This is a genomic window from Fructilactobacillus sp. X8R1C1 (assembly GCF_059900945.1).
Map to the genome: position 1 here is coordinate 104,535 of NZ_JBWXVH010000001.1, position 22,381 is coordinate 126,915.

Below are 22,381 nucleotides of genomic sequence, written 5' to 3' on the forward strand. Positions count from 1 at the left end.
CTGGTCTTTTTTAAACTAATGAAAGAGAGGATCAAAGTGGGTTTAAATAAAAAAGAATTATTTAGTAAATTACTTCAGCAAATTAAATTAGAAGATTCAGCTGATCAATCTTACTTTCAAAATGCTGAAATTGACAAAATTGATGTGCATCAAAAATCAAATCGATGGCATTTTCATTTCGTTTTGCCAGAAATTATGCCCTACGAAAAGTTTATAGAATTTGTTCATCATTTGGATATGGCCTTCGACGGGATTGCTAAGGTAGATTTCGAGATTAAAACTAAGAATAGTGGTTTTGATAATCGTAAGCTTGGTGACTATTGGCAATGGGTTGTAAATCACGCTGGAATTACTTCAAATTTAACGCATGAATTATATAATAATAACTTACCAAAACTGATTGATGACCGAGTTACCTTTCTTGCTGAAAATGAAATCGTCAAAGATTTTCTAAATGGTAATGCTTTGGGACCAATTGAATCAACTTATCAAAGAGTTGGATTTCCTAAATTTTCCATTCATACCATGATTGATACTACCGCGTCTCAAGAAAAAATAGATGATTTAAAGAAAAAGAAACAACAACGTGACGTTGAGTTGGCTCAAAAGGCGATGCAGGCTCTAAAGAATTCATCAGGCAAATCACATCCAAGTAAGCATTCTAAAATGATTGGAAAGAAAATCAAAGATGATGTTGATATTACTAAGATGGTGGACATAACCGAAGAGGAACGTTCCGCCGTAGTTAGTGGATATGTTTTTGATAAAGAAATTCGATCATTACGATCTGGCCGCCAATTGATGATTTTAAAGGTTACTGATTATTCTTCGTCAATTGTTGTTAAAAAATTCTCCAAAAATGATGACGAAGAACAAGAATTTGCATCATTAAATGTAGGAGATTGGGTTAAAGTTCGTGGAAGCATTCAAGAAGATAACTACTCTCATGAATTGACACTTAATGCTTATGATATTAATCCAATTAAACACGAAGAAAGAAAAGATACTGCCCCTGAAAATAAAAAAAGGGTTGAGCTGCACTTACACTCTAACATGAGCCAGATGGACGCTACTAATTCGATTAGTGATTATGTTAGTCGCGCCAAAAAATGGGGTCATCCCGCAATTGCCATTACTGATCACGACGACGTGCAATCCTTTCCGGATGCCTATCATGCTGCAGTTGATAACGATATTAAAATGATTTATGGAATGGAAGCAAATGTCGTTGATGATGGTGAACCAATTGCTTATAACGATAAACATGTTGCTTTAAAGGATGCTACATACGTTGTCTTTGACGTTGAAACCACTGGTTTATCAGCAATTTACGATAAGATTATCGAACTTTCGGCTGTAAAGATGCAAAATAACAATGTGATTGAACAGTTTGAGGAGTTCATTGATCCTGGTTTCCCATTGTCTGAACAAACTACCAATTTAACTTCAATTACCAATGATATGGTGGCTGGTTCTAAGTCTGAAGAAGAAGTCTTTAAGTTGTTCCGTGAGTTTTGTGGTGATGCAATCATTGTAGGACATAACGTTACTTTTGATATTGGGTTCATGAATACTGGTTACGAACGCCATGACATGAGTAGGATTAGTAATCCAATTATTGATACTTTGACGTTGGCACGTTTTCTGTATCCTAATTTTAAGAGTTATCGATTAAACACGTTAGCTAAAAAGTTTGACGTTTCATTAGAGCACCATCACCGTGCGATTTATGATGCAGAATCAACTGGTCATTTAAATTATCTTTTTTTAAAAGAGGCTGAAGATAAATATAACATTCAGTACCACGATCAACTTAATGATCATATGGAGGAGCATGATGCTTATAAGCATGCTCGTCCATTCCATGCTATTATTTTGGCGAAAACTCAAGCCGGTTTAAAGAATCTGTTTAAGCTGGTATCACTTGCTCATGTTGATTATTATTATCGGGTTCCTCGAATTCCTAGGAGTCAGCTTAAGAAGTTTCGGGATGGTCTATTGATTGGATCGGCTTGTTCGAGTGGCGAAGTGTTCACAGCGATGATGCAAAAGGGTAAAAAAGAGGCACTTGATAAGGCTAAGTTTTACGATTATCTTGAAGTTCAGCCTCAAGCAGCGTATCAGCCACTAATCGATCAAGGATTAATTAGTGATCGGGGTAAGTTACAAGAAATTATTAGTAATATGTATGAAATTGCCCATGAGCTAGACATTCCGTTAGTAGCAACTGGTGACGCTCACTATCTTGATCCTCATGATTATATTTATCGTAAGATCTTGATTAATTCTCAAGGCGGAGCTAACCCACTGAATCGCCAAGAATTACCCGATCTCCATTTTCGAACCACTGATGAAATGTTGAAAGATTTTAATTTTCTGGGTGAAGATAAAGCTGAAGAAATTGTAGTTGATAATACTAATAAGATTGCTTCCGAAATTAATGACGTAAAACCCTTAAAAGACAAGTTGTATACACCAAAAATGGAGGGTGCTAAGGACGAAATTAGAGATCGAACGATGAATACAGCGCATCGTTTGTATGGCAATCCGCTTCCTGAAATTGTCCAGAAGCGTCTTGATAAAGAACTAAAAAGTATCATTGGAAACGGCTTCTCTGTTATTTATTTAATTGCTCAAAGGTTAGTTTCTAAAAGTAACAAGGATGGATATTTAGTAGGTTCTAGGGGCTCAGTTGGATCGAGTTTAGTTGCCACTATGTCTGGAATTACTGAAGTTAATCCACTTCCTCCCCATTATCGTTGTCCTAAATGTCAGTACTCGCAATTTTTCACTAAAGGTGAATATAGTTCTGGATTTGATTTACCACATAAAAAGTGTCCGAAGTGTGGAACAGTTATGGTTGGTGATGGGCACAACATCCCCTTTGAAACTTTCTTAGGATTTAAGGGAAATAAGGTCCCTGATATTGATTTAAATTTTTCTGGAGACTACCAACCAATTGCGCATAATTATACCAAGGTTCTGTTCGGTGAAAAGAATGTATATCGGGCCGGAACAATTGGAACCGTTGCTGATAAAACAGCTTACGGATACGTAAAGGCTTATGAACGGGACACCGGCAAACGTTTTCGAAATGCTGAAATTGATCGACTTTCTAAGGGTGCAACTGGTGTTAAAAGAACTACTGGACAGCATCCGGCAGGAATCATTGTTGTTCCAGATTACATGGATATTTATGATTTCACTCCAATACAATATCCGGCCGAAGATCAAAATGCGGCATGGAAAACGACTCATTTTGACTTTCATTCCATCCATGATAATATTTTAAAAATTGATATTTTGGGACATGATGATCCAACGATGATCAGAATGCTTCAAGATTTATCAGGAGTTGATCCGACAACGATTCCAATGGATGATCCGGGTGTGATGTCATTGTTTGCTAGTCCTAAGATTCTTGGTGTGAGTCCTGAACAAATTTTTTCAAAGACAGGGACACTTGGAATTCCTGAATTTGGGACGCGTTTTGTGCGGGGAATGCTTGAAGAAACTAAACCAAGTAATTTTTCTGAATTATTGCAAATCTCTGGGTTGTCACACGGGACCGATGTTTGGTTAGGAAATGCTGAAGAACTGATTAAGGATGGGACGGCTACCATTGCGAATGTGATTGGATGTCGTGATAATATCATGACCGACTTGATTAACTGGGGGTTAGATTCAGAAACCTCATTCCAGGTCATGGAACAAGTTAGACATGGTCGCGGAATTAAGGATGAGTGGCAGGATAAGATGACAGACGTTGGTGTTCCGCAGTGGTACATTGATTCTTGTTTAAAGATTAAGTATATGTTTCCGCGAGCTCATGCGGCTGCTTATGTGTTAATGGCACTAAGAGTGGCTTACTTTAAAGTCTATTTTCCACTAGTTTACTATGCCGCTTACTTTTCTGTTCGGGCTGATGATTTTGACATTGTGGCTATGAGTCATGGAAAAGAAGCAGTTAAATCAAGCATTAAGGCAATCAACGATAAAGGGACCGAAGCATCCACTAAAGAGAAAAATCTTTTGACTGTTTTGGAAATTGCCAATGAAATGTTGGAGCGGGGCTATGAATTTGAGATGGTCGATATTAATCGCTCGGACGCTTCTGAGTGGTTAATTGATGGTAAAAAATTAATCGCACCATTTCGAGCAATTCCTGGACTAGGTTTAAACGTTGCTAAACAAATCGTGGCGGCTCGAGAAGATAAGCCATTTATTTCAAAGGAAGATCTTGCTAAACGTGGTAAAGTTTCTAAAACCATTATTGAATTTATGACCCAAAATGGAGTCTTAAGTGAATTACCCGATGAAAATCAGTTAAGTCTGTTTGATATCTAGGGCTTTTTGATATTATTTGGGTTATATGGTATAGTTATATCAGTAATAATAAACTCTTCTGATGAGTGAGCAGGGATGCTCGCTCTTTTTATTGGTATTTTTTAGGAGGTAAAGTATTTGAGCGAAGTTATTGATAGAGTTACTAAAACCGTTCAACCGATTTTAGATGATAACAATTTTTACCTTTATGACATTGAGTATGTTCAAGAGGGTGGAAGCTGGTATTTGCGAGTTTATATTGATAAAGACCAAGGAATTAGTTTGGATGACTGTGTTTTGGTTAGTGATCAGTTAAGTGAAAAACTTGATGAATTGGATCCAGATCCATTTGACGAACCATACTTCTTAGAGGTGTCTTCGCCAGGTGCCGAACGGCCATTAAAACGGGAGTCTGATTATCAAAATGCAATTGGTGATTATATCCACGTTTCTTTATATCAAAAACTCAATGGGAAAAAGTCTTTTGAGGGAACCCTCAAAAGTGTTGATGATGATAAATTAACGTTAGCAATTAAAGATAAAACGCGAATTAGTGAACTTGAAATTCCGCGAAAATTAATTTCAAAAGCTAGATTAGCAATTGAATTTTAGTTAGGAGATTAAAATGAGTAAAGAATTAGTAAGTGCGCTTGATCAACTTGAAAAAGAAAAGGGCGTAAAAAAAGAGGTTGTGATCGATGCCTTAGAAGCAGCATTGTCTTCGGCTTACAAACGTAACTTTGATCAGGCTCAGAACGTCGAAGTTAACTTCGACGAAAAAACTGGAAGTATTCATGTTTACGCTGTTAAAAAAGTAGTTGATAAGGTTGAGGATCAACGGTTAGAAGTTAGCTTGGATGAAGCTTTAAAGATTAATAAAGGGTACGAGCTTGGTGACGAAATTAAGTTTGAAGTTACACCAAAGAATTTCGGAAGAATTGCTGCCCAAACCGCTAAACAAGTTATTACTCAAAGGGTTCGTGAAGCTGAACGTGAGACCGTTTATGACAAGTACAGTAAGTATCAAGATGAACTTGTAACTGCTGAAGTAGAACGTCAAGATAGTCGTTTTGTGTATATGAACCTTGGTCAAGTTGAGGCCGTGATGGCTAAAAATGATCAGATGCCAAATGAAACTTATCGTCCACAGGACAAGTTAAAAGTGTATGTTACAAACGTTGAAAATTCCTCAAAGGGACCACAAATTTTTGTAAGTCGAACTGCACCTGGAATGCTAAAACGACTCTTTGAACAAGAAGTTCCCGAAATTTATGATGGAACAGTTGAAATTGTCTCGATTGCAAGGGAGGCCGGCGACCGTGCTAAGGTGGCTGTTCGTTCTAATAGTTCTGATATTGATCCAGTGGGAACTAGTGTTGGACCTAGAGGAACCAGAGTGCAAACAATTGTAAATGAACTTGGTGGAGAAAATATGGACATTGTCCAATGGGATGAGAATCCAGCTGAGTACATTGCCAATGCATTGAAACCCGCTGACGTTATTGACGTTATTTTTAAAGATGGAGACGATCGTTCTTGCACCGTTGTTGTTCCAGACGACCAGTTGTCGTTAGCAATTGGGAAACGTGGTCAGAACGCACGGTTAGCCGCTAGACTGACTGGATACAAGATTGACATTAAATCCGAATCAGAAATGGATGGCACTGACGAAAGTGACAGTGAAGATAATCATTCTACTGATGATGTTTCATCAAATGAAGACGAAAACGAGGAATAATTTTTGAGGAGGTACTGTTATGAGAAAAAGAAAAGTGCCAATGCGAAAAGATGTGGTGTCGGGTGAAATGGCACCTAAACGACAATTAGTAAGAATTGTTCGTGATAAAGAGGGTAATGTGTCAGTCGATCCAACTGGGAAAAAATCTGGTCGAGGAGCTTACGTAAAAATTGACGTAACAATTGCCAAAAAAGCCAAGCGGGATAAAATCCTTGATCAAGTTTTTGATGTAACTTTAACAAATGATTTTTATGATGAACTTATTAGTTACGTCGACCATAAGCAGGCTCGACAGGAATTGATTGATAATGACAAATTATAATAAAGTCTTAAACTTATTGGGAATTGCAAGACGAGCTGGTAAAATAATCTCAGGTGAGGGGATTGTCTTGAATGCAATTAAAAAGGGACAGATTAATTACCTGTTTATTGCATCAGACTGTGGTGCAAGTACCAAAAAGAAGTTTCTCGATAAAAGTAAATTCTATGAAGTTCCAGTTAATACTGGTATGCTTAAAGATGATCTTAGCGACGCGATTGGGATGAAACGATCAATCGTAGCGATTAAGGATAAAGGATTTTCGAAAAAATTTAAAGAATTAAAATAATACAAGTAAAGGAGTGTGATTATATGGCCAAAAAAAGAATTTATGAATTAGCCAAAGAGCTTAATATACCTAGTAAACGTGTGATTGACACTGCTAAGTCAAATGGTTTTACGGTTAAAAACCATATGTCATCGCTTGATTCAAATCAGGAGAAGACCGTCCGAGGCGCGCTTAAGAATAGTCAGAAAGCGACCAGTGGAAGTGAACAACGGCATGCTCCAGCAAAAAAGACTGCTGACTCCCATAACGGAAGTAATGGTCACAATACTGCAAAACATGAAAATGGTCAGAATAACAATCATTTTGGTAGAAGCAATCATTCTAACAATCAGCATCGACCAAGTAATTCTGAACATAAACAAGTAAATAAACATCAAAATAATGTGCAAACAAGTAATCAGCGTCCAGAAAATGCTCATAGCAATGGTATTCATACTAGTGGTCAGCACCGGAATCAGAATTCAAGTAATCATTTTAATCACAACAATCATCAAAATAGTCAACATTCGCACACGAATAATAGTCAAAGTGCGACCCATGCGAATAGTAATCGTCCCGCAACTGCAAATAGTGCAAGCAAGAAGCCGGTTAATAATACTTCTAAGCCACATAATAACGGAAGTGGAAAATTTGGTGGTAGTTTGAACCGCAACAAAAATAAAAAGGGCAAGAAGCGTAATAAGCGTCGCGATAATCGTTATAATATGTATTCTAAGAATCAACGAATTCGTCAGAATCACAAAAAGAATGCGGCGCCAACCCGTAAGAGTCGTCCATTACCTAAAGTTTTAATCTATCAGGATGGTATGAATGCGCAGGATCTTGGTAAGTTACTGCATCGGGAACCAGCAGAGATTGTTAAAAAATTATTTATGCTGGGAATGATGGTTAATCAGAATCAATCCTTGGATAAGGATGCCATTGAACTTCTTGCCACCGATTATGGGATCGAAGCTAAAGAAAAAGAAAATGTTAATGTATCAGATATTGACAAGTTCTTTAATGAAGAAGAGCATAACACCGATTACCAAGAAAGCCGTCCACCCGTTGTTACCATCATGGGACACGTTGATCATGGTAAAACCACGTTACTAGATTATCTTCGTCATTCACACATTACAGCAGGTGAAGCCGGTGGAATTACTCAAGCTATCGGTGCTTATCAGTTAAAACATGGAGATAAGACCATTACCTTCCTTGATACTCCAGGACATGCTGCTTTTACTGCCATGAGAGCTCGTGGGGCTGACATTACCGATGTGACTGTTTTGGTAGTGGCAGCTGATGATGGTGTTATGCCACAGACTGTTGAAGCAATTGATCATGCTAAAGCAGCGGGAACTCCAATTATTGTGGCAGTTAATAAAATTGATAAACCGAATGCCAATCCACAACATGTTAAAGAGCAATTGATGAACTATGGATTGGTTCCTGAAGATTTTGGTGGAGATACGATTTTTGTTGATATTTCTGCTAAAAATGGAACTAATGTTGATGAATTGTTAAATATGATCTTACTTCAGTCCGATGTGCTTGAACTTAAGGCTAATCCAAAACAAAATGGAGCTGGCTCAGTCGTTGAAGCAAGATTGGATAAGGGTAAGGGCCCTGTTGCTACCCTTTTGGTTCAACAAGGAACTTTGCACGTTGGGGATCCAATCGTTGTTGGTGACACTTTTGGTCGAGTTCGAACCATGACTAATGAGAACGGGAAAGAAATCAAGAATGCTAAACCATCAACTCCAGTTGAAATTACGGGGTTAAATGATGTTCCTGAAGCTGGTGATCGTTTTGTTGTCTTTAATGACGAAAAGACTGCTCGTGCTGCTGGAGAAGAACGAGCTAAAGAAGCTCAAATCGAAGAACGGAAGCAAAATAACCGTGTTACTCTTGATAACTTGTTTGATTCAATGAAACAAGAAGATATGAAACAGGTTAACGTAATTATTAAAGCTGATGTACAAGGATCAGTGGAAGCTTTAGCTGGAAGCCTCAAAAAAATCGATGTTGAGGGAGTTAAGGTTAACGTTATTCATGCCTCTGTTGGTGCGGTGAACGAAAGTGATGTTGCACTTGCTGAAGCAAGTAATGCCATCATCATTGGTTTTAATGTCCGTCCTACTCCGCAAGCTAAGGCTCAATCTGAAACTGATAAGGTTGATATTCGCCTTTATCAAGTTATCTATAACGCCATTGATGACGTGGAAGCTGCAATGAAAGGCATGCTTGATCCAACTTATGAAGAAGAAGTTACTGGTAATGTTGAAGTAAGACAAATTTATAAAGCTTCTAAAGTTGGAACGATTGCTGGTGGAATGGTTCTTGATGGGTACGTAAAAAGTGATAGCAAAGTTCGTCTGATTAGAGATAATGTTGTGATTTATGATGGAGAGCTTGGTAGTCTAAAGCGTTTTAAAGATGATGTTAAAGAGGTTAAACAAGGCTTTGAGTGTGGTTTAACGATTGAAAACTATAATGACATTAAAGTTGGAGATAAAGTCGAAGCATACCACATGAAAGAAGTCCAACCTAAGTAGATACCGTAAGGAGTGATTGTCATGGCACAATATCGTGTTGGAAGACTACAGCAGGAAATTCAAAAAGAAGTCGACGATATTTTACTTAAGCGTGTTCGTGACCCACGAGTTCAAGGAGTAACTATTACTGGTGTTGAAGTTACTGGTGATTTGCAACAAGCTACGATTTATTACAGTAGTTTATCTGACAAGAAGTCTGAACAAGAAAAGGTTCAAAAGGGCTTGGATAAAGCAACTGGTTTAATTCGAGGCGAGTTAGGTCATCGGTTAAGTATCTACGTTACTCCAGAGATTCATTTTGAACGGGATGGATCCATTCAATACGGAAGTAAGATTGATCGTTTGATTGATAATTTAAATAAAAAAAATAAGTAAAAAATTGACTGGAAATATTTATTTCCGGTCTTTTTTGCGTATATGGTACAGGAGTGAGTGAATTGGTCACTGGAATTATCCCTTTGTATAAGCCTAGGGGAATGACGAGCTTTGATTGTGTGAGTAAGATTCGACACATTATTGGACAAAAAAGAGTGGGCCATAGTGGCACACTTGATCCTAATGTAGATGGAGTTTTACCGATTTGTTTGGGCCATGCCACTAAAGTAGTTGATTATTTAATGCAATCAGGGAAGGTTTATAGTGGGTCAATTACGTTAGGTTTTTCCACTACTACCGAGGATTTAGATGGTGAAATTATTGATACTAATTTTGATTTTCAGCCAATCACAGATCAAGAAATTGACGAAGTCTTGAAATCATTTTTGGGGATTTCGACCCAGATTCCTCCCATGTTTTCCGCTGTTAAAGTGAATGGAAGAAGGTTATATGAGTACGCACGTGCTGGTATGAAAGTTGATCGGCCTAAAAGACAAATTAACGTTAGTCAATTTGTTCGTATCAATGCGAGTTCCTACAATCGTGATACTCACACCCAAACCTTTAATTTTGAGGTGAAGTGTGGAAAGGGAACTTATATCAGAACTTTGGCAACTGATTTTGGAAAAAAAGTTGGAATTCCAGCTGTGATGTCAAGTTTAACTCGGACTAAAAGTGGTGGATTTAATCTTTGCGATACAGTAACTTTTAAAGATATTAAAGAAGCCATGAATTCTAATCAAATCAATAAAGTTGTTTTTCCAATTTCACATGCTCTTAAAGATTTTAAGACTATTGTGATTAATAAAGAGCAGTGGAATCGTGTTCAAAATGGCGGTTTTTTAAGTATTGATGAGATCGCTTGTCAAGATGAAGTGATAGTTTTAAAGTATAATAATATTGATCGAGCTTTGTATTATAGAAATGAACAGGAAAATAATTATAAGCCCAAAAAAATGTTTGAGTTAGATTAGAGGAAATTATGGAAGTCAATTATTTATCATACCCACTTGATAAGAACGAAAAAAATCTTCCCCAAGTCATTGCCATGGGGTTTTTTGATGGAGTTCACCTGGGACATCAAAAAGTGATTAATCAAGCTAAACAAATTGCTAAACAAAAAAAACTTCCTTTGGCAATTTTAACTTATGATCATCACCCGTCGTTAGTGTACAAGAAGTTGGATGGAAATGAAAAACGTTATTTAACCCCGCTTAATCGTAAATTACATTTATTTGAGCAACTGGGGGTTGATGTGGTCTATGTCATCAATTACAACTTTGCTTTTCAAAATCAAAATCCCCAAGAATTCGTTGATAATTATTTGATTGGATTGAATGCTGATACGGTTATAGCAGGATTTGATCATACTTATGGAGAACAAAATGCGGGCATGAAAGAACTCCCTCAATATGCCAGGGAGCGATTTGATGTAGTCAGTGTGGCCGCTGATGAAATGGACGACAAGAAGGTTAGTTCTACTAGGATTCGTCGAAATCTTGAACAGGGACACATCCGGACGGTTAACGATCTTTTGGGATATGAATTCGAAAATGACGGAGTGGTTGTTCATGGATTTGCTCGTGGTCGTGAATTAGGTTTTCCCACTGCTAACGTTGAGTATTCGGCAAAACAGCAGTTGCCCAAACTTGGGGTGTATGTGGTCCAGCTTGAAGTTAATGGTACGTGGTACAAAGCGATGGCATCAATTGGCAAAAATGAGACGTTTGGAAATGATAATCCAGTTACTTTAGAAATTAATATTTTGGATTTCGATCAAAATATCTATGGTAATCACGTCAGAGTTAGATGGTTATCGAAAATGAGAGACGAGGTCAAATATCAGGGGCGGAAACCGTTGATTGATCAATTAAAAATTGATGAAAGTAACACCCGATCTTATTTTAAGAAATACATTAATTCTCACCAGTAAACTTATTTCTTGACGTTCTTTAATACCTTTGGTAAGGTATAAATGTACGTTAGCACTTGATAATAAAGAGTGCTAAAAGAGGTGGTAAGAATGCTCACAAAGAGACAAGATATGATTCTAAAGTACATTGTTGATGACTATACTAACAATGGTGTTCCAATTGGATCAAAACGCTTGGCTGATCAACTCCCAATGAATGTTAGTTCGGCTACCATTCGTAATGAGATGGCAGTTTTAAGTGGTCAAAATTTGATTCAAAAAGTTCATACTTCGTCTGGAAGAGTTCCTTCAAATGAAGGATATCGATATTACATTGATAATTTGGTTAATCCTGTACTGGTTGGCAATGAAGAAAAAAGTGTGATTCATAATGCTCTGGGAGGAACATTTCAACAAATTGATGATATTGTTAAACAATCTGCTGATATTTTGTCCAGCTTGACCGATTATACCGCGATGACTTTGAGTCCAGAACAGACTAATACCGAAACTTTACAACATTTTCAACTAATTAAGTTAGCCGATCACCAAGTGATGGCAATTATGGTGATGAATGATGGGCAAGTTGAAAGTCAGCCCTTTATAACTAATCACCAAATTGATGAAGATAAGTTACTTCAAGTAACTAATTTGGTTAATGACAAGCTTTTTGGTAAGACAATTCCGGAAGTTTTAGAGGCACTTAAAAGTACAATTCCTGACGAAATTAGACACTATTTAACTTCTTCAGAAAACTTTGTTGGAGCCTTTGAATACGTCATTAATAAATCGCTTAAAGACCATTTCTTTGTTAGTGGAAGAATGAATTTATTGGATACAATGGATGATAAGAACGATCTAAAAAATATTAAGCCACTTTATTCAATGTTTGGAAATAACTCGAATATGGCAAAAATTTTAGATAATGAATCCAAACCCATTTCAGTTATGATTGGTTCTGAGCTACGAAATGATTTATTGAAAAATTATAGTATTATCTCTGGAACTTATGATGTTGGGATTCATGGTGTTGGTAGGATTGCTGTAATTGGCCCTACCAGAATGTCTTATCCTAAGGTTTTGGGTCTAGTTGATGCGTTTAAAGATGAACTTCAGAAACGAATCAATGGATACTATGATAATTATGATAAATAAAAAGGAGGTTCAAAATGGCGAGCGATAAGGAAAAGCAAAGTAAAGATTTAGATGATAAAACGGAAAATGTTGATGAATCGAGTAAGTCAGAGCAAGAAGTCAAAACAGACGAGAAAGATGATTCTGCAAAAAAGATTGATGAACTAAATCAACAACTAGATTCAGTTCAAGACAACTACTTACGAGCAGAAGCTGAGATTCAGAACATTCAAAATCGAAACAAAAAAGAGCGTGCTGATTTAGCAAAGTATGGTGCACAAGATCTTGCTAAAGACGTTGTGCCTGTGATGGATGATTTAAAAAGAGCTCTTGACGTTGACGTTTCTGACGAAAACGGTAAGCAACTCAAAAAAGGGATCGAAATGGTCCAACAACATCTTGAAAAAGCTCTGAAGGATAATGATATTTCGGAAATTAATGCTAATGGAGTGGAATTTGATCCTAGTTTTCATCAAGCTGTTCAAACGGTTGCTCCAAGTAATGAACATCCAAAGGGAACCGTAGTATCAGTACTTCAAAGCGGTTATAAAATTGCTGATCGGGTCTTAAGACCAGCAATGGTAGTAGTGGCACAGTAATTAAATAGTTATTAAATATATAAAAAGAAGGTTTAAGTTATGGCAAGTAATAAAGTTATTGGAATTGATTTAGGAACAACTAATTCAGCTGCAGCCGTTATGGAAGGTAATGAACCAAAAATTATTACCAACCCAGAGGGATCAAGAACGACCCCATCAGTAGTTGCTTTTAAAGATGGCGAGATTCAAGTTGGTGAAGTTGCTAAGCGTCAAGAAATTACTAACCCAGATACTGTTGTATCAATTAAGAGTCACATGGGTGAGCAAGGTTACAAAGTAAAGGCAAACGGAAAAGAATATACCCCACAACAAATTTCAGCTATGATCCTTCAATACATTAAAGGCTATGCTGAAGATTACATTGGTGACACTGTTAGTGAAGCTGTTATTACCGTTCCTGCTTACTTTAATGATGCACAACGTCAAGCTACTAAAGACGCTGGTAAAATTGCTGGGCTTGATGTTAAAAGAATTATCAACGAACCAACGGCTGCTTCACTTGCATATGGTTTAGACAAAAAAGATAAAGATGAAAAAATCTTGGTTTATGATTTAGGTGGAGGTACTTTTGATGTTTCCGTCCTTGAATTAGGTGACGGTGTCTTCCAAGTTCTTTCAACTAATGGTGATACTCACTTAGGTGGGGATGACTTTGATAAGAGAATCATGGACTGGTTAATCGATAACTTCAAGAAGGAAAATGGGGTTGACCTTTCGAAAGATAAGATGGCTTTACAACGTTTGAAAGACGCTGCTGAAAAAGCTAAGAAAGACTTGTCAGGTGTAACTCAAACTGAAATCTCACTTCCATTCATTTCTTCTGGTGAAAATGGTCCGCTTCATTTACAAACCACGCTTACACGTGCTAAGTTTAACGAATTAACTTCTGACTTAGTTGAAAAGACTAAGGCTCCTTTAGACAATGCTTTGAAGGATGCTGGACTTTCAGCTAGTGATATTGACCAAGTAATTCTTAATGGTGGTTCAACTAGAATTCCTGCTGTTCAAGAGGAAGTTCAAAAGTGGACTGGTAAAGAACCAAGTCATTCAATCAACCCCGATGAAGCTGTTGCTTTAGGTGCAGCTATTCAGGGTGGAGTAATTACTGGTGACGTTAAGGATGTTGTTTTACTTGATGTTACTCCACTATCACTTGGTATTGAAACGATGGGTGGTGTATTCACTAAGTTAATCGATAGAAATACAACCATCCCAACTTCCAAGTCACAGACTTTCTCAACTGCTGCTGATAATCAAACGGCCGTTGACATTCATGTTTTGCAAGGTGAACGTCCAATGGCCGCTGATGATAAATCATTAGGTCGATTCCAATTAACTGATATTCCTGCAGCGCCAAGAGGTGTTCCTCAAATCGAAGTTACCTTTGATATCGATAAAAACGGAATTGTAAATGTTTCTGCTAAAGATAAGGGAACTGGAAAACAACAAAAAATCACCATCAAAGATTCCAATGGTCTATCAGACGACGAAATCGATAAGATGATGAAAGAAGCCGAAGCAAATGAAGATGCCGACAAGGAAAAGAAGAACAAGGTTGATCTAGATAATGAAGTTGACCAATTGATCTTCCAGACTGATAAGACATTGAAAGATGTTAAAGGCAAAGTTTCAGATGATGAGATTAAAGCCGCTCAGGATGCTGAAGACGAACTCAAAAAAGCTAAAGAAGATGGCGATACTGATGCAATGAAGACTAAAAAGGATGCTTTGAACGAAAAGGTTCAAGCATTAGCAGTTAAATTGTATCAACAAAACCAAGGCCAAGCTGATCAAGGACAACAAGGTGGAAATAACTCTAACGGTGGATCATCTAATGGAAATGATGATAATACTGTTAATGGTGACTACCATGAAGTCCATGATGATGACAACAAATAATTGTGGCAATTGAGGCTATTAACAATTGATGAAAAGCTAAAGTCAGTTTGATGGGCTTTGGCTTTTTGTTGTATTATTTGAGCTTGGAGGCGAACTAATGGCTAATAAAGATTATTACAAAGTATTAGGCGTGGACAAAAGCGCCAGTGAAGATGACATTAAGCATGCCTATCGAAAATTATCAAAAAAATACCATCCAGATATTAATAAAGCTCCAGATGCAGAGGCAAAGTTTAAGGAAATAACCGAAGCATATGAAGTTTTAGGTGACAAAAAGAAACGAGCCAATTATGACCAGTATGGTTCAGCTGATGGTCCCCAAGGATTTGGAGGCTTTGGTGGCGGAGCCGGTGCTGGTGCAGGCGGACAAGATGCCGGATTTGGTGACTTTTCTGATATTTTCAATGATATTTTTGGTGGTGGCGGAAGACGTCGTCAAGCTGACCCAACTGCACCGCGTCGTGGACGAGATTTGCAATATCAGATGACACTTACATTTGATGAAGCTGTTTTTGGGACTAAAAAGACCATTAAGTATAATCGTGAAGAAACTTGTCCGACCTGCCATGGCACTGGGGCTAAGCCTGGGACTAAACCAGAGACTTGTTCTAACTGTCATGGAAGCGGTTATGTTACTAAAACGGTTAATACCCCGCTCGGTCAGATGCAGACCCAGGAACCATGTCCAGTTTGTGGCGGCACTGGAAAAGTAATTAAAGAGAAGTGCCCAACCTGCGGTGGTACTGGAAAAGTTGAGAAACAACATTCTCTTGAAGTTACGGTCCCTGCTGGTGTCGAAGAGGGACAGCAAATGCACATGCAGGGTCAAGGTGATGCCGGTGAAAATGGCGGTCCTTATGGTGACTTGTACGTGATCTTTAGAGTTCTTCAAAGCAAGTACTTTAGAAGAGACGGATCTACTATCTACTTTGATCAACCAATTTCATTTGCCACTGCTGGTTTAGGTGGAGAAATTAAAGTTAAAACCGTTCATGGTGACGTTGATTTGAAAATTCCTGCAGGCACCCAGACTGGGACGGTCTTCCGTTTAAGAGGGAAAGGTGCGCCTAAACTTCATGGAAATGGTAATGGTGATGAAATGGTAAAAGTTAAGGTTCAGACGCCAAAGAAACTTAACTCTAAACAAAAAGTTGCTTTACAAGCCTTAGCTGAAGCTAGTGGTGATACTAATGTTGAAGAAGGCAAGAATTTCTTTGATAAAATGAAAGATGCTTTTAAATAAACAAATAAAGGAGCGGTTTAAAGACCGCTCCTTTATTTGTTTGTTATACATATATCGGGTTGTTATAATAATAGTAACGACTTGGACGAATTAATAATGAAAGTAGGAAAATATCGTGGATTATAAAAAAATGAAGGAAAAGCAACGCCGGACGAGAAATTTTGCTATTGTTGCTCATATTGATCACGGTAAGTCAACTTTAGCCGACCGAATTTTGGAGTTGACTGACACTGTTTCTAAAAGGGACATGCAAGATCAAATTTTGGATAATATGGATTTGGAACGGGAACGTGGAATTACCATCAAGTTAAATGCGGTTGAGTTAACTTATCATGGTAAGGATGGGATTGATTATGTATTTCATTTGATTGATACTCCCGGACACGTAGACTTTTCTTATGAAGTTTCTAGAAGTCTGGCTGCTTGTGAGGGTGCTTTACTGGTTGTTGATGCCACTCAAGGAGTTCAAGCCCAAACCTTAGCTAACGTTTATTTGGCTTTGGATGATGATCTTGAAATTATTCCTGTCATTAATAAAATTGATTTGCCTTCAGCAGAGCCCGAGAAAACTAAAAAAGAGATTGAAGATGTGATTGGATTGGATACCTCTGATGCGGTTGAGATTAGTGCCAAGACTGGACTCGGGGTTGAGAACTTATTAGAGGAAATTGTTAAAAAGATTCCTGCTCCAAAGGGAAATATTGAGGGTCCGCTTAAGGCGTTGGTTTTTGATTCAGTTTACGATGATTATCGTGGCGTAGTACTAAGTGTTCGTTTGTATGATGGAGTCGTAAAGCCTGGAGATCAAATTCGCTTGATGAACAGTGGAAGTGAATATGAAGTCACAGAAGTTGGTGTTAACTCGCCGAAGCCACTTCAACGAAAGTACTTAATGGCTGGGGATGTGGGATACATTACTGCCAGCATTAAAGATATCACTAAAACGCGAGTTGGCGATACAGTTACTGACGCAAACAATCCAACTGATAAAGCTCTACCAGGATACCGTGAAATGATTCCCATGGTTTATGCTGGATTGTATCCAACTGATAATGCGAAGTTTGGTGATTTAAGGGAAGCACTTGAAAAACTTAAACTAAACGATGCTTCACTTGAATTTGAGCCGGAATCGTCTGAAGCACTGGGCTTTGGATTTCGTTGTGGGTTCCTTGGATTACTTCACATGGACGTGGTTCAGGAACGTCTGGAACGCGAGTTTGGGCTGGATTTAATTACTACGGCTCCGTCAGTAACTTATCATGTGGATTTAAATGATGGAAGTACACTTGAAGTTGAAAATCCATCTGAAATGCCAGATGTATCAGCAATTAAGGATATTAAGGAACCATTTGTTAAGGCTAGTATCATGGTGCCAAACGATTATGTTGGTGCTGTGATGGAAATGTGTCAAGATCGACGTGGTCAGTTTGTCACGATGGAGTATCTAGACGATGCCAGAGTGAATGTCATTTATCAAATGCCCTTATCAGAAATTATTTTTAATTTTTTCGACAAATTAAAATCAAGTACGCATGGTTATGCATCACTTGACTATGAATTATCTGAGTATCGACAAAGTGATCTAGTTAAAGTGGATATTCTATTGAACGGTGATAAGGTCGATGCTTTAAGTTTTATTTCCCATAAACAGTTTGCTGCCGGCCGAAGTCGTGAAATTGTTAAAAAACTCAAGAGTATTATCCCAAGACAAAATTTTGAAATTCCAATTCAAGCAGCAATTGGCGCTACCATTATTGCTAGGACTAATATTAAAGCTTATCGAAAAGATGTGACATCTAGAATTCATACTGGTGACCCTGATCGAAGAGCGAAGTTACTTGAGAAGCAAAAACGTGGGAAAAAGCGGATGAAAGCGGTTGGAAAGGTTGATATTCCCCAAGAAGCCTTCATGGCTGTCTTACAAACTGATGAAGACCAAAAAAGCGACAAATAGTAGTTGCCGCTTTTTTGATACTAACAATTATGGGTTATAATAAGTTAAATTTGATGATTGGAAGTGAATATATGTGGATGGTAAAGTCATTTGATCAATTAACTTTGAACGAATTATTTGATATTTATCAACTGAGATGCGAGGTGTTTGTAGTAGAACAAAAGATTACTTTGCAGGATATTGATGATAATGACAAGAAGGCATGGCATGTTTTTTTGCTTAACGATCAAAATCACGTTATTGCTTATGGTCGAATATATAAACAAGATTACTATATAACTTTTGGAAGAATTGCTGTTTCTGCCGAACAACGTGGGAAACATTTGGGAACAAAATTAGTTCAGAGAGTGATGAGGGTTATTAAAGAAAAATATCCTCATAAAGAGATTATTATTGAGGCACAAAAATACGTTGAAAATTTATATGCTTCATTTGGCTTTCGACCAGAAGGAGAAGTTTTCATTGAGGGAAATGTTGAACATGTAAATATGGCCCACGAACCGCTTTTTAAATAATAATTATGATATTTTAAAAATTAAAATTTATTATTTTATTTAGTACTAAAAACCACTATTATAGAATAGTGGTTTTTTAGTTTAAATGATATTATTCTTTCCGTTAATTGTTAATAAATTTCATGAAATGCCGGTATTATGATTATGAAAATCATTAGTTAATGTTATGGATTACACAATTGGATTGAGTACACTAATGAAGTGATATGACTAACTTTTCCAACTATCAAACGAAAGGGTTCTTTGTTTTTAATTATGAATTGCCACTATTAATCCCGTTGTCATGGGTGTTAAGATATGTGATATGGGAAACAATATAATTGTAAAAATTTCTTAGAAAAATTTTTTATAAGATAAAAATTGCTTTATGATTAGTCTTTGTGTTCTCTTATAAGGAGTATATTTTGATATTTTTTACTTATATACTTGATTAGTAACAGCTAATATAATATACTGTAAAAGTAAGGTAAAGATTAAAGAATTCACGCCAGGGGATTTGAATGTACAAAAAAAGCACTCAAATAGAGTGCTTTCTACGATTAGAGAGGTTCAAGAACTGTAGCATAGTTATGAGAAGTAACAATCTAATAAGTAAAGATCTATGAAATAAAAGAGCACACGTGTCTAAGACTAATAAGCAGTAGGAGTGGAAAGCCTTAGCTGATGTGAATGTTGAGAATGTGACAGAAATTTATTACCTCTCTAATCTACACTCTATATTTAATCACACTTTACGAAATTTTACCAGGGAATTCTCATAATTATGATGCTTATTTACCAAAGAAGTACTATCTGTTAGGTAGTACTTCTTTTTATTTTGGAATTGCCATGAACACAACCGTATTATTTGATGGGAATGAGTTCTTTTCACCGAATTCATCAAAGGAAATACTTTCACCAGGAGCTCCCAATTCATGTTTAGCGTCTTTTGTAATGGTTAAAAGATGTTCATGATCACGATCAATATCGTCAAGGGTGACGGCGTCTAATTCTACTTTTTCACCAGATGGCATTTTTACGGTAACTTTTCTAAGATCATGAACTCCATCGGCTTTGATTGCAAATGGGACATTTACTAGCATGTTATTTCCTCCTTTATACTTCATTATTCATTATACATATTTTTTGTTTGCATTTACAATATCTTTTATATTTTATAAATGATACATTTATCTTAATTTGTCACACTTTGAATTTTTTTATCAATTTCTCTCTTATGATCGAATAAAAAATGAAGCTATAAAAATAAAAAAATTTTTTTATGGACCAATGTTGGGCCAATTTATAAAAGTTAGGGTTGTTAGCAAATTTGTTTAGAGATTATAAGTGTGTAATGATGAAAAGTGAATTCAAATTTGTCGAAGGGATGATTATTTATGTCAGAGAAAAACAACGTTGCGGCTTATGACATATTAAAGCCTAATTGGTATGTCAATCAGATGAAAGGTTGGAGCTTTAAAAGCTATTTGTTGCTCCTATTTGGTTTGGGAGTCATTGCTGGATCAACTGTCACACAACCACTTTCGTTTATTGCGATTATGACGATGTTAGCGGGGATGCTCGGATTTACTACTACCATTTCAATTACTAATACGAAACCATTAAATGGAATTTTTGGTTTGATTAGTGCTTTGATTTATATCTATGTTGCATTCACTGCTAAGAATTACAATGATATTATTCTCCAAACTACATACATTGTACTTTTGGATATTCCGGTCTTGTTAATTCCTAGTTGGGCTACTAATGTTGATGAACATATTAAGAAATTGACTGTTAAGGGTAACCTTAAAAAAACGTTTATGAATTGGGGGTTGACAGCTCTTTTCTTTGTTGTAGTATTAGGAGCTTTATATGCCTGGGAGCATGGATACAGTGATAGCCCTCGTCCTTTTGTAGATAGTTTTGCGGCCACAATTGGAATTACTGGTGCTTTACTTACGACTTTAAGGTTTCGGGATACTTATTATTTCTGGCTTGCCCAGGGGATTTTCTCGATTATTCTGTGGGGCATTACTGCATATCAGGGTGGTGCCAATTGGACGTTATTCTTAACTTACATTTTGTACTTATGTAATGACTTGTTAAGCTTTTTTGACAAAAACATTGCATGGTTCCATACGAAACCAACCAATCATTAATATTTAAATTGAAAGGACAGTGACTAGATGGTCACTGTCCTTTTTTTATGATTTGGTACTGTATCCAGTTTGATAATTAATATTGTATCCTGGCTCGACGTTAAAAATGTACACGTTAAAGTGAATTTGATTACTTCCGACTGATTGGGCTCTCATTTGGACACCACGACTAAGTAATTCATTATTTCGATAAATCGGAGTGACCTGATATCTAACGTAGTTATTTGGATTTTCTTTTAGATAAGTAGCAATATCATCCTCATGATAAAGCATTAATGGGGAATTTAACGTCCTTGTCCCAGTTATTAAGTTTTTGGGATTATTGTTTTCACCACATAGTTGGTAACCAATCAGATGACTTCGGTTATATAACCAACCACTGTTGGTGTGTTTATTGTGCCATCCAGTGGGATTAAAGGTAAGTGGTTCACGTTTCTTAGTGGGCATTGTTTTAACGTTTAACATACCGTTAGCATCGGTGGCTCGGTTAAGATGATCAAGGTTACTAAATCGTAACCAGGGGTGTTCATTACGCAATTCTTCAGTAGAAAAATTAGGATTATTGTGATCAACTTCTACTTCTTGATTTCCGTCGTAATTTAAGTCACTTAATTTTAAATCTGGTGCATGCTTCAATTGGTATTGAAGTTTTTTAAGCTTTGATCTTTTAGTATCAACTTGCCCTTGAAGTTGATTAATGCTTTTTTCAAGTTGCTGGGTACTTTCATTATCATGGGGGCTTTTATGTTCTTTTGAATTGGTTTGTTGTGAACATCCAGCAAGTAATAAGGATAATACCATGATTGGAAATAGCAGGAACTTTTTCATCGTTTAGCCCTCCGATATCCAGCTGCTTGTGCGTCTGCCTCCGAATTAAAGTAGATGACGTTTTGGCTGTTAATTTTGTAACCCGTTTGGCCAGGGACATGATAAATGTGTGAATTTTTATTTCCAACGATTCGCTGAGCGTTTGAAGTATTGATGTCATTGCTATTACTTTGATCTTGATGATTTGGTGTAGGTTTTGTTTTTAAGGTATCGGAGTCGTTTGTTTTGACATTTGAGACTGGGTTAATCGATACATATCTACTGTTTAGATCATTTTCCGTATGATTGATTTGTTTTGATAGTTGTTGATTCTGTTCAATGAGTGCTTTTTTCTGGGAAATTAATTCTGATCTACTAGATTTTGAAGCAGACAGAATTACTGCCGGAGTAGTGAACAGTAATGAGGTACAGCCGATTAATATTATTGCTTTCTTGATTCGATGCATGGTTATTATGCTCCGTTTCTACTTAATACAATTAGAATATCATAAAAAATAAAAGCAAAAAATTATATTTACAAAGCAAATGAAAGATAGTAATATTTAATACGAACAGATGTTCGGTAGGTGATA

General features: G+C 36.8%; 19 protein-coding genes. 16 read left to right on the forward strand and 3 right to left on the reverse strand.

The window, feature by feature from the left end:
- The first annotated feature begins 18 nt into the window (after nt 1-18).
- The 15 genes from AC6UD1_RS00620 (at nt 19) to AC6UD1_RS00690 (ending at nt 18,840) form a co-directional block, all read left to right on the forward strand.
- Entirely contained in the window at nt 19-4,347 is a 4,329-nt protein-coding gene (locus AC6UD1_RS00620) for a PolC-type DNA polymerase III (RefSeq protein ID WP_500707065.1), read from the forward strand.
- 117 nt (nt 4,348-4,464) lie between these two features.
- Nucleotides 4,465-4,938 carry a ribosome maturation factor RimP gene (gene rimP, locus AC6UD1_RS00625; RefSeq protein ID WP_500695577.1) on the forward strand — a complete coding sequence of 158 codons (474 nt, stop codon included), beginning with the start codon at nt 4,465-4,467 and terminating at the stop codon, nt 4,936-4,938.
- A gap of 13 nt (nt 4,939-4,951) precedes the next feature.
- Nucleotides 4,952-6,064, forward strand: coding sequence for a transcription termination factor NusA (gene nusA / locus AC6UD1_RS00630; RefSeq protein WP_500695578.1), 1,113 nt, complete (start codon nt 4,952-4,954; stop codon nt 6,062-6,064).
- 19 nt (nt 6,065-6,083) lie between these two features.
- Nucleotides 6,084-6,386, forward strand: a complete 303-nt coding sequence (gene rnpM, locus AC6UD1_RS00635) for an RNase P modulator RnpM (RefSeq protein ID WP_500695579.1) — start codon at nt 6,084-6,086, stop codon at nt 6,384-6,386.
- A complete protein-coding gene (locus AC6UD1_RS00640) occupies nt 6,373-6,672 on the forward strand; it encodes a L7Ae/L30e/S12e/Gadd45 family ribosomal protein (protein WP_500693840.1) in 300 nt (99 codons plus the stop codon). Before rnpM ends, AC6UD1_RS00640 begins: the two co-directional genes overlap by 14 nt.
- A gap of 23 nt (nt 6,673-6,695) precedes the next feature.
- Nucleotides 6,696-9,209 carry a translation initiation factor IF-2 gene (gene infB, locus AC6UD1_RS00645; RefSeq protein WP_500707066.1) on the forward strand — a complete coding sequence of 838 codons (2,514 nt, stop codon included), beginning with the start codon at nt 6,696-6,698 and terminating at the stop codon, nt 9,207-9,209.
- A 21-nt stretch (nt 9,210-9,230) separates the two neighbouring features.
- Nucleotides 9,231-9,584 carry a 30S ribosome-binding factor RbfA gene (rbfA, locus tag AC6UD1_RS00650; protein ID WP_500693838.1) on the forward strand — a complete coding sequence of 118 codons (354 nt, stop codon included), beginning with the start codon at nt 9,231-9,233 and terminating at the stop codon, nt 9,582-9,584.
- A gap of 62 nt (nt 9,585-9,646) precedes the next feature.
- On the forward strand, nt 9,647-10,558 hold the full coding sequence (truB, locus tag AC6UD1_RS00655; RefSeq protein ID WP_500707067.1) for a tRNA pseudouridine(55) synthase TruB: 912 nt from the start codon (nt 9,647-9,649) through the stop codon (nt 10,556-10,558).
- An 8-nt stretch (nt 10,559-10,566) separates the two neighbouring features.
- Complete coding sequence (gene ribF / locus AC6UD1_RS00660) at nt 10,567-11,517, forward strand: riboflavin biosynthesis protein RibF (RefSeq protein ID WP_500707068.1); 951 nt, start codon at nt 10,567-10,569, stop codon at nt 11,515-11,517.
- Nucleotides 11,518-11,607: 90 nt separating this feature from the next.
- Entirely contained in the window at nt 11,608-12,651 is a 1,044-nt protein-coding gene (gene hrcA / locus AC6UD1_RS00665) for a heat-inducible transcriptional repressor HrcA (protein ID WP_500707069.1), read from the forward strand.
- Entirely contained in the window at nt 12,648-13,229 is a 582-nt protein-coding gene (gene grpE / locus AC6UD1_RS00670) for a nucleotide exchange factor GrpE (protein ID WP_500707166.1), read from the forward strand. The genes hrcA and grpE overlap by 4 nt, the downstream gene beginning before the upstream one ends.
- 39 nt (nt 13,230-13,268) lie before the next feature.
- Nucleotides 13,269-15,128, forward strand: a complete 1,860-nt coding sequence (dnaK, locus tag AC6UD1_RS00675; protein WP_500707070.1) for a molecular chaperone DnaK — start codon at nt 13,269-13,271, stop codon at nt 15,126-15,128.
- A gap of 97 nt (nt 15,129-15,225) precedes the next feature.
- Nucleotides 15,226-16,371, forward strand: a complete 1,146-nt coding sequence (gene dnaJ, locus AC6UD1_RS00680; protein ID WP_500707071.1) for a molecular chaperone DnaJ — start codon at nt 15,226-15,228, stop codon at nt 16,369-16,371.
- A 115-nt stretch (nt 16,372-16,486) separates the two neighbouring features.
- A complete protein-coding gene (lepA, locus tag AC6UD1_RS00685) occupies nt 16,487-18,325 on the forward strand; it encodes a translation elongation factor 4 (protein WP_500693832.1) in 1,839 nt (612 codons plus the stop codon).
- 29 nt (nt 18,326-18,354) lie between these two features.
- Entirely contained in the window at nt 18,355-18,840 is a 486-nt protein-coding gene (locus AC6UD1_RS00690; protein WP_500707072.1) for a GNAT family N-acetyltransferase, read from the forward strand.
- Nucleotides 18,841-19,652: 812 nt separating this feature from the next.
- On the opposite strand, the gene AC6UD1_RS00695 is transcribed toward AC6UD1_RS00690, so the two are convergent.
- Complete coding sequence (locus AC6UD1_RS00695; RefSeq protein ID WP_500696632.1) at nt 19,653-19,922, reverse strand: hypothetical protein; 270 nt, start codon at nt 19,920-19,922, stop codon at nt 19,653-19,655.
- A gap of 294 nt (nt 19,923-20,216) precedes the next feature.
- Here AC6UD1_RS00695 and pnuC point away from each other — a divergent pair, with 294 nt between their 5' ends.
- Nucleotides 20,217-20,981 (forward strand): nicotinamide riboside transporter PnuC, encoded by a 765-nt coding sequence (gene pnuC, locus AC6UD1_RS00700; RefSeq protein WP_500707073.1) that lies wholly within the window; start codon nt 20,217-20,219, stop codon nt 20,979-20,981.
- 45 nt (nt 20,982-21,026) lie between these two features.
- Here the strand turns inward: pnuC and AC6UD1_RS00705 are convergent, their stop codons facing one another.
- Together AC6UD1_RS00705 and AC6UD1_RS00710 are read right to left on the reverse strand one after the other, a co-directional pair.
- Nucleotides 21,027-21,809: a DNA/RNA non-specific endonuclease gene (locus tag AC6UD1_RS00705; protein WP_500707074.1), complete on the reverse strand. Its 783-nt coding sequence runs from the start codon at nt 21,807-21,809 to the stop codon at nt 21,027-21,029.
- Complete coding sequence (locus tag AC6UD1_RS00710; RefSeq protein WP_500695590.1) at nt 21,806-22,255, reverse strand: sunset domain-containing protein; 450 nt, start codon at nt 22,253-22,255, stop codon at nt 21,806-21,808. The genes AC6UD1_RS00705 and AC6UD1_RS00710 overlap by 4 nt, the downstream gene beginning before the upstream one ends.
- Between the last annotated feature and the right edge of the window lie 126 nt (nt 22,256-22,381).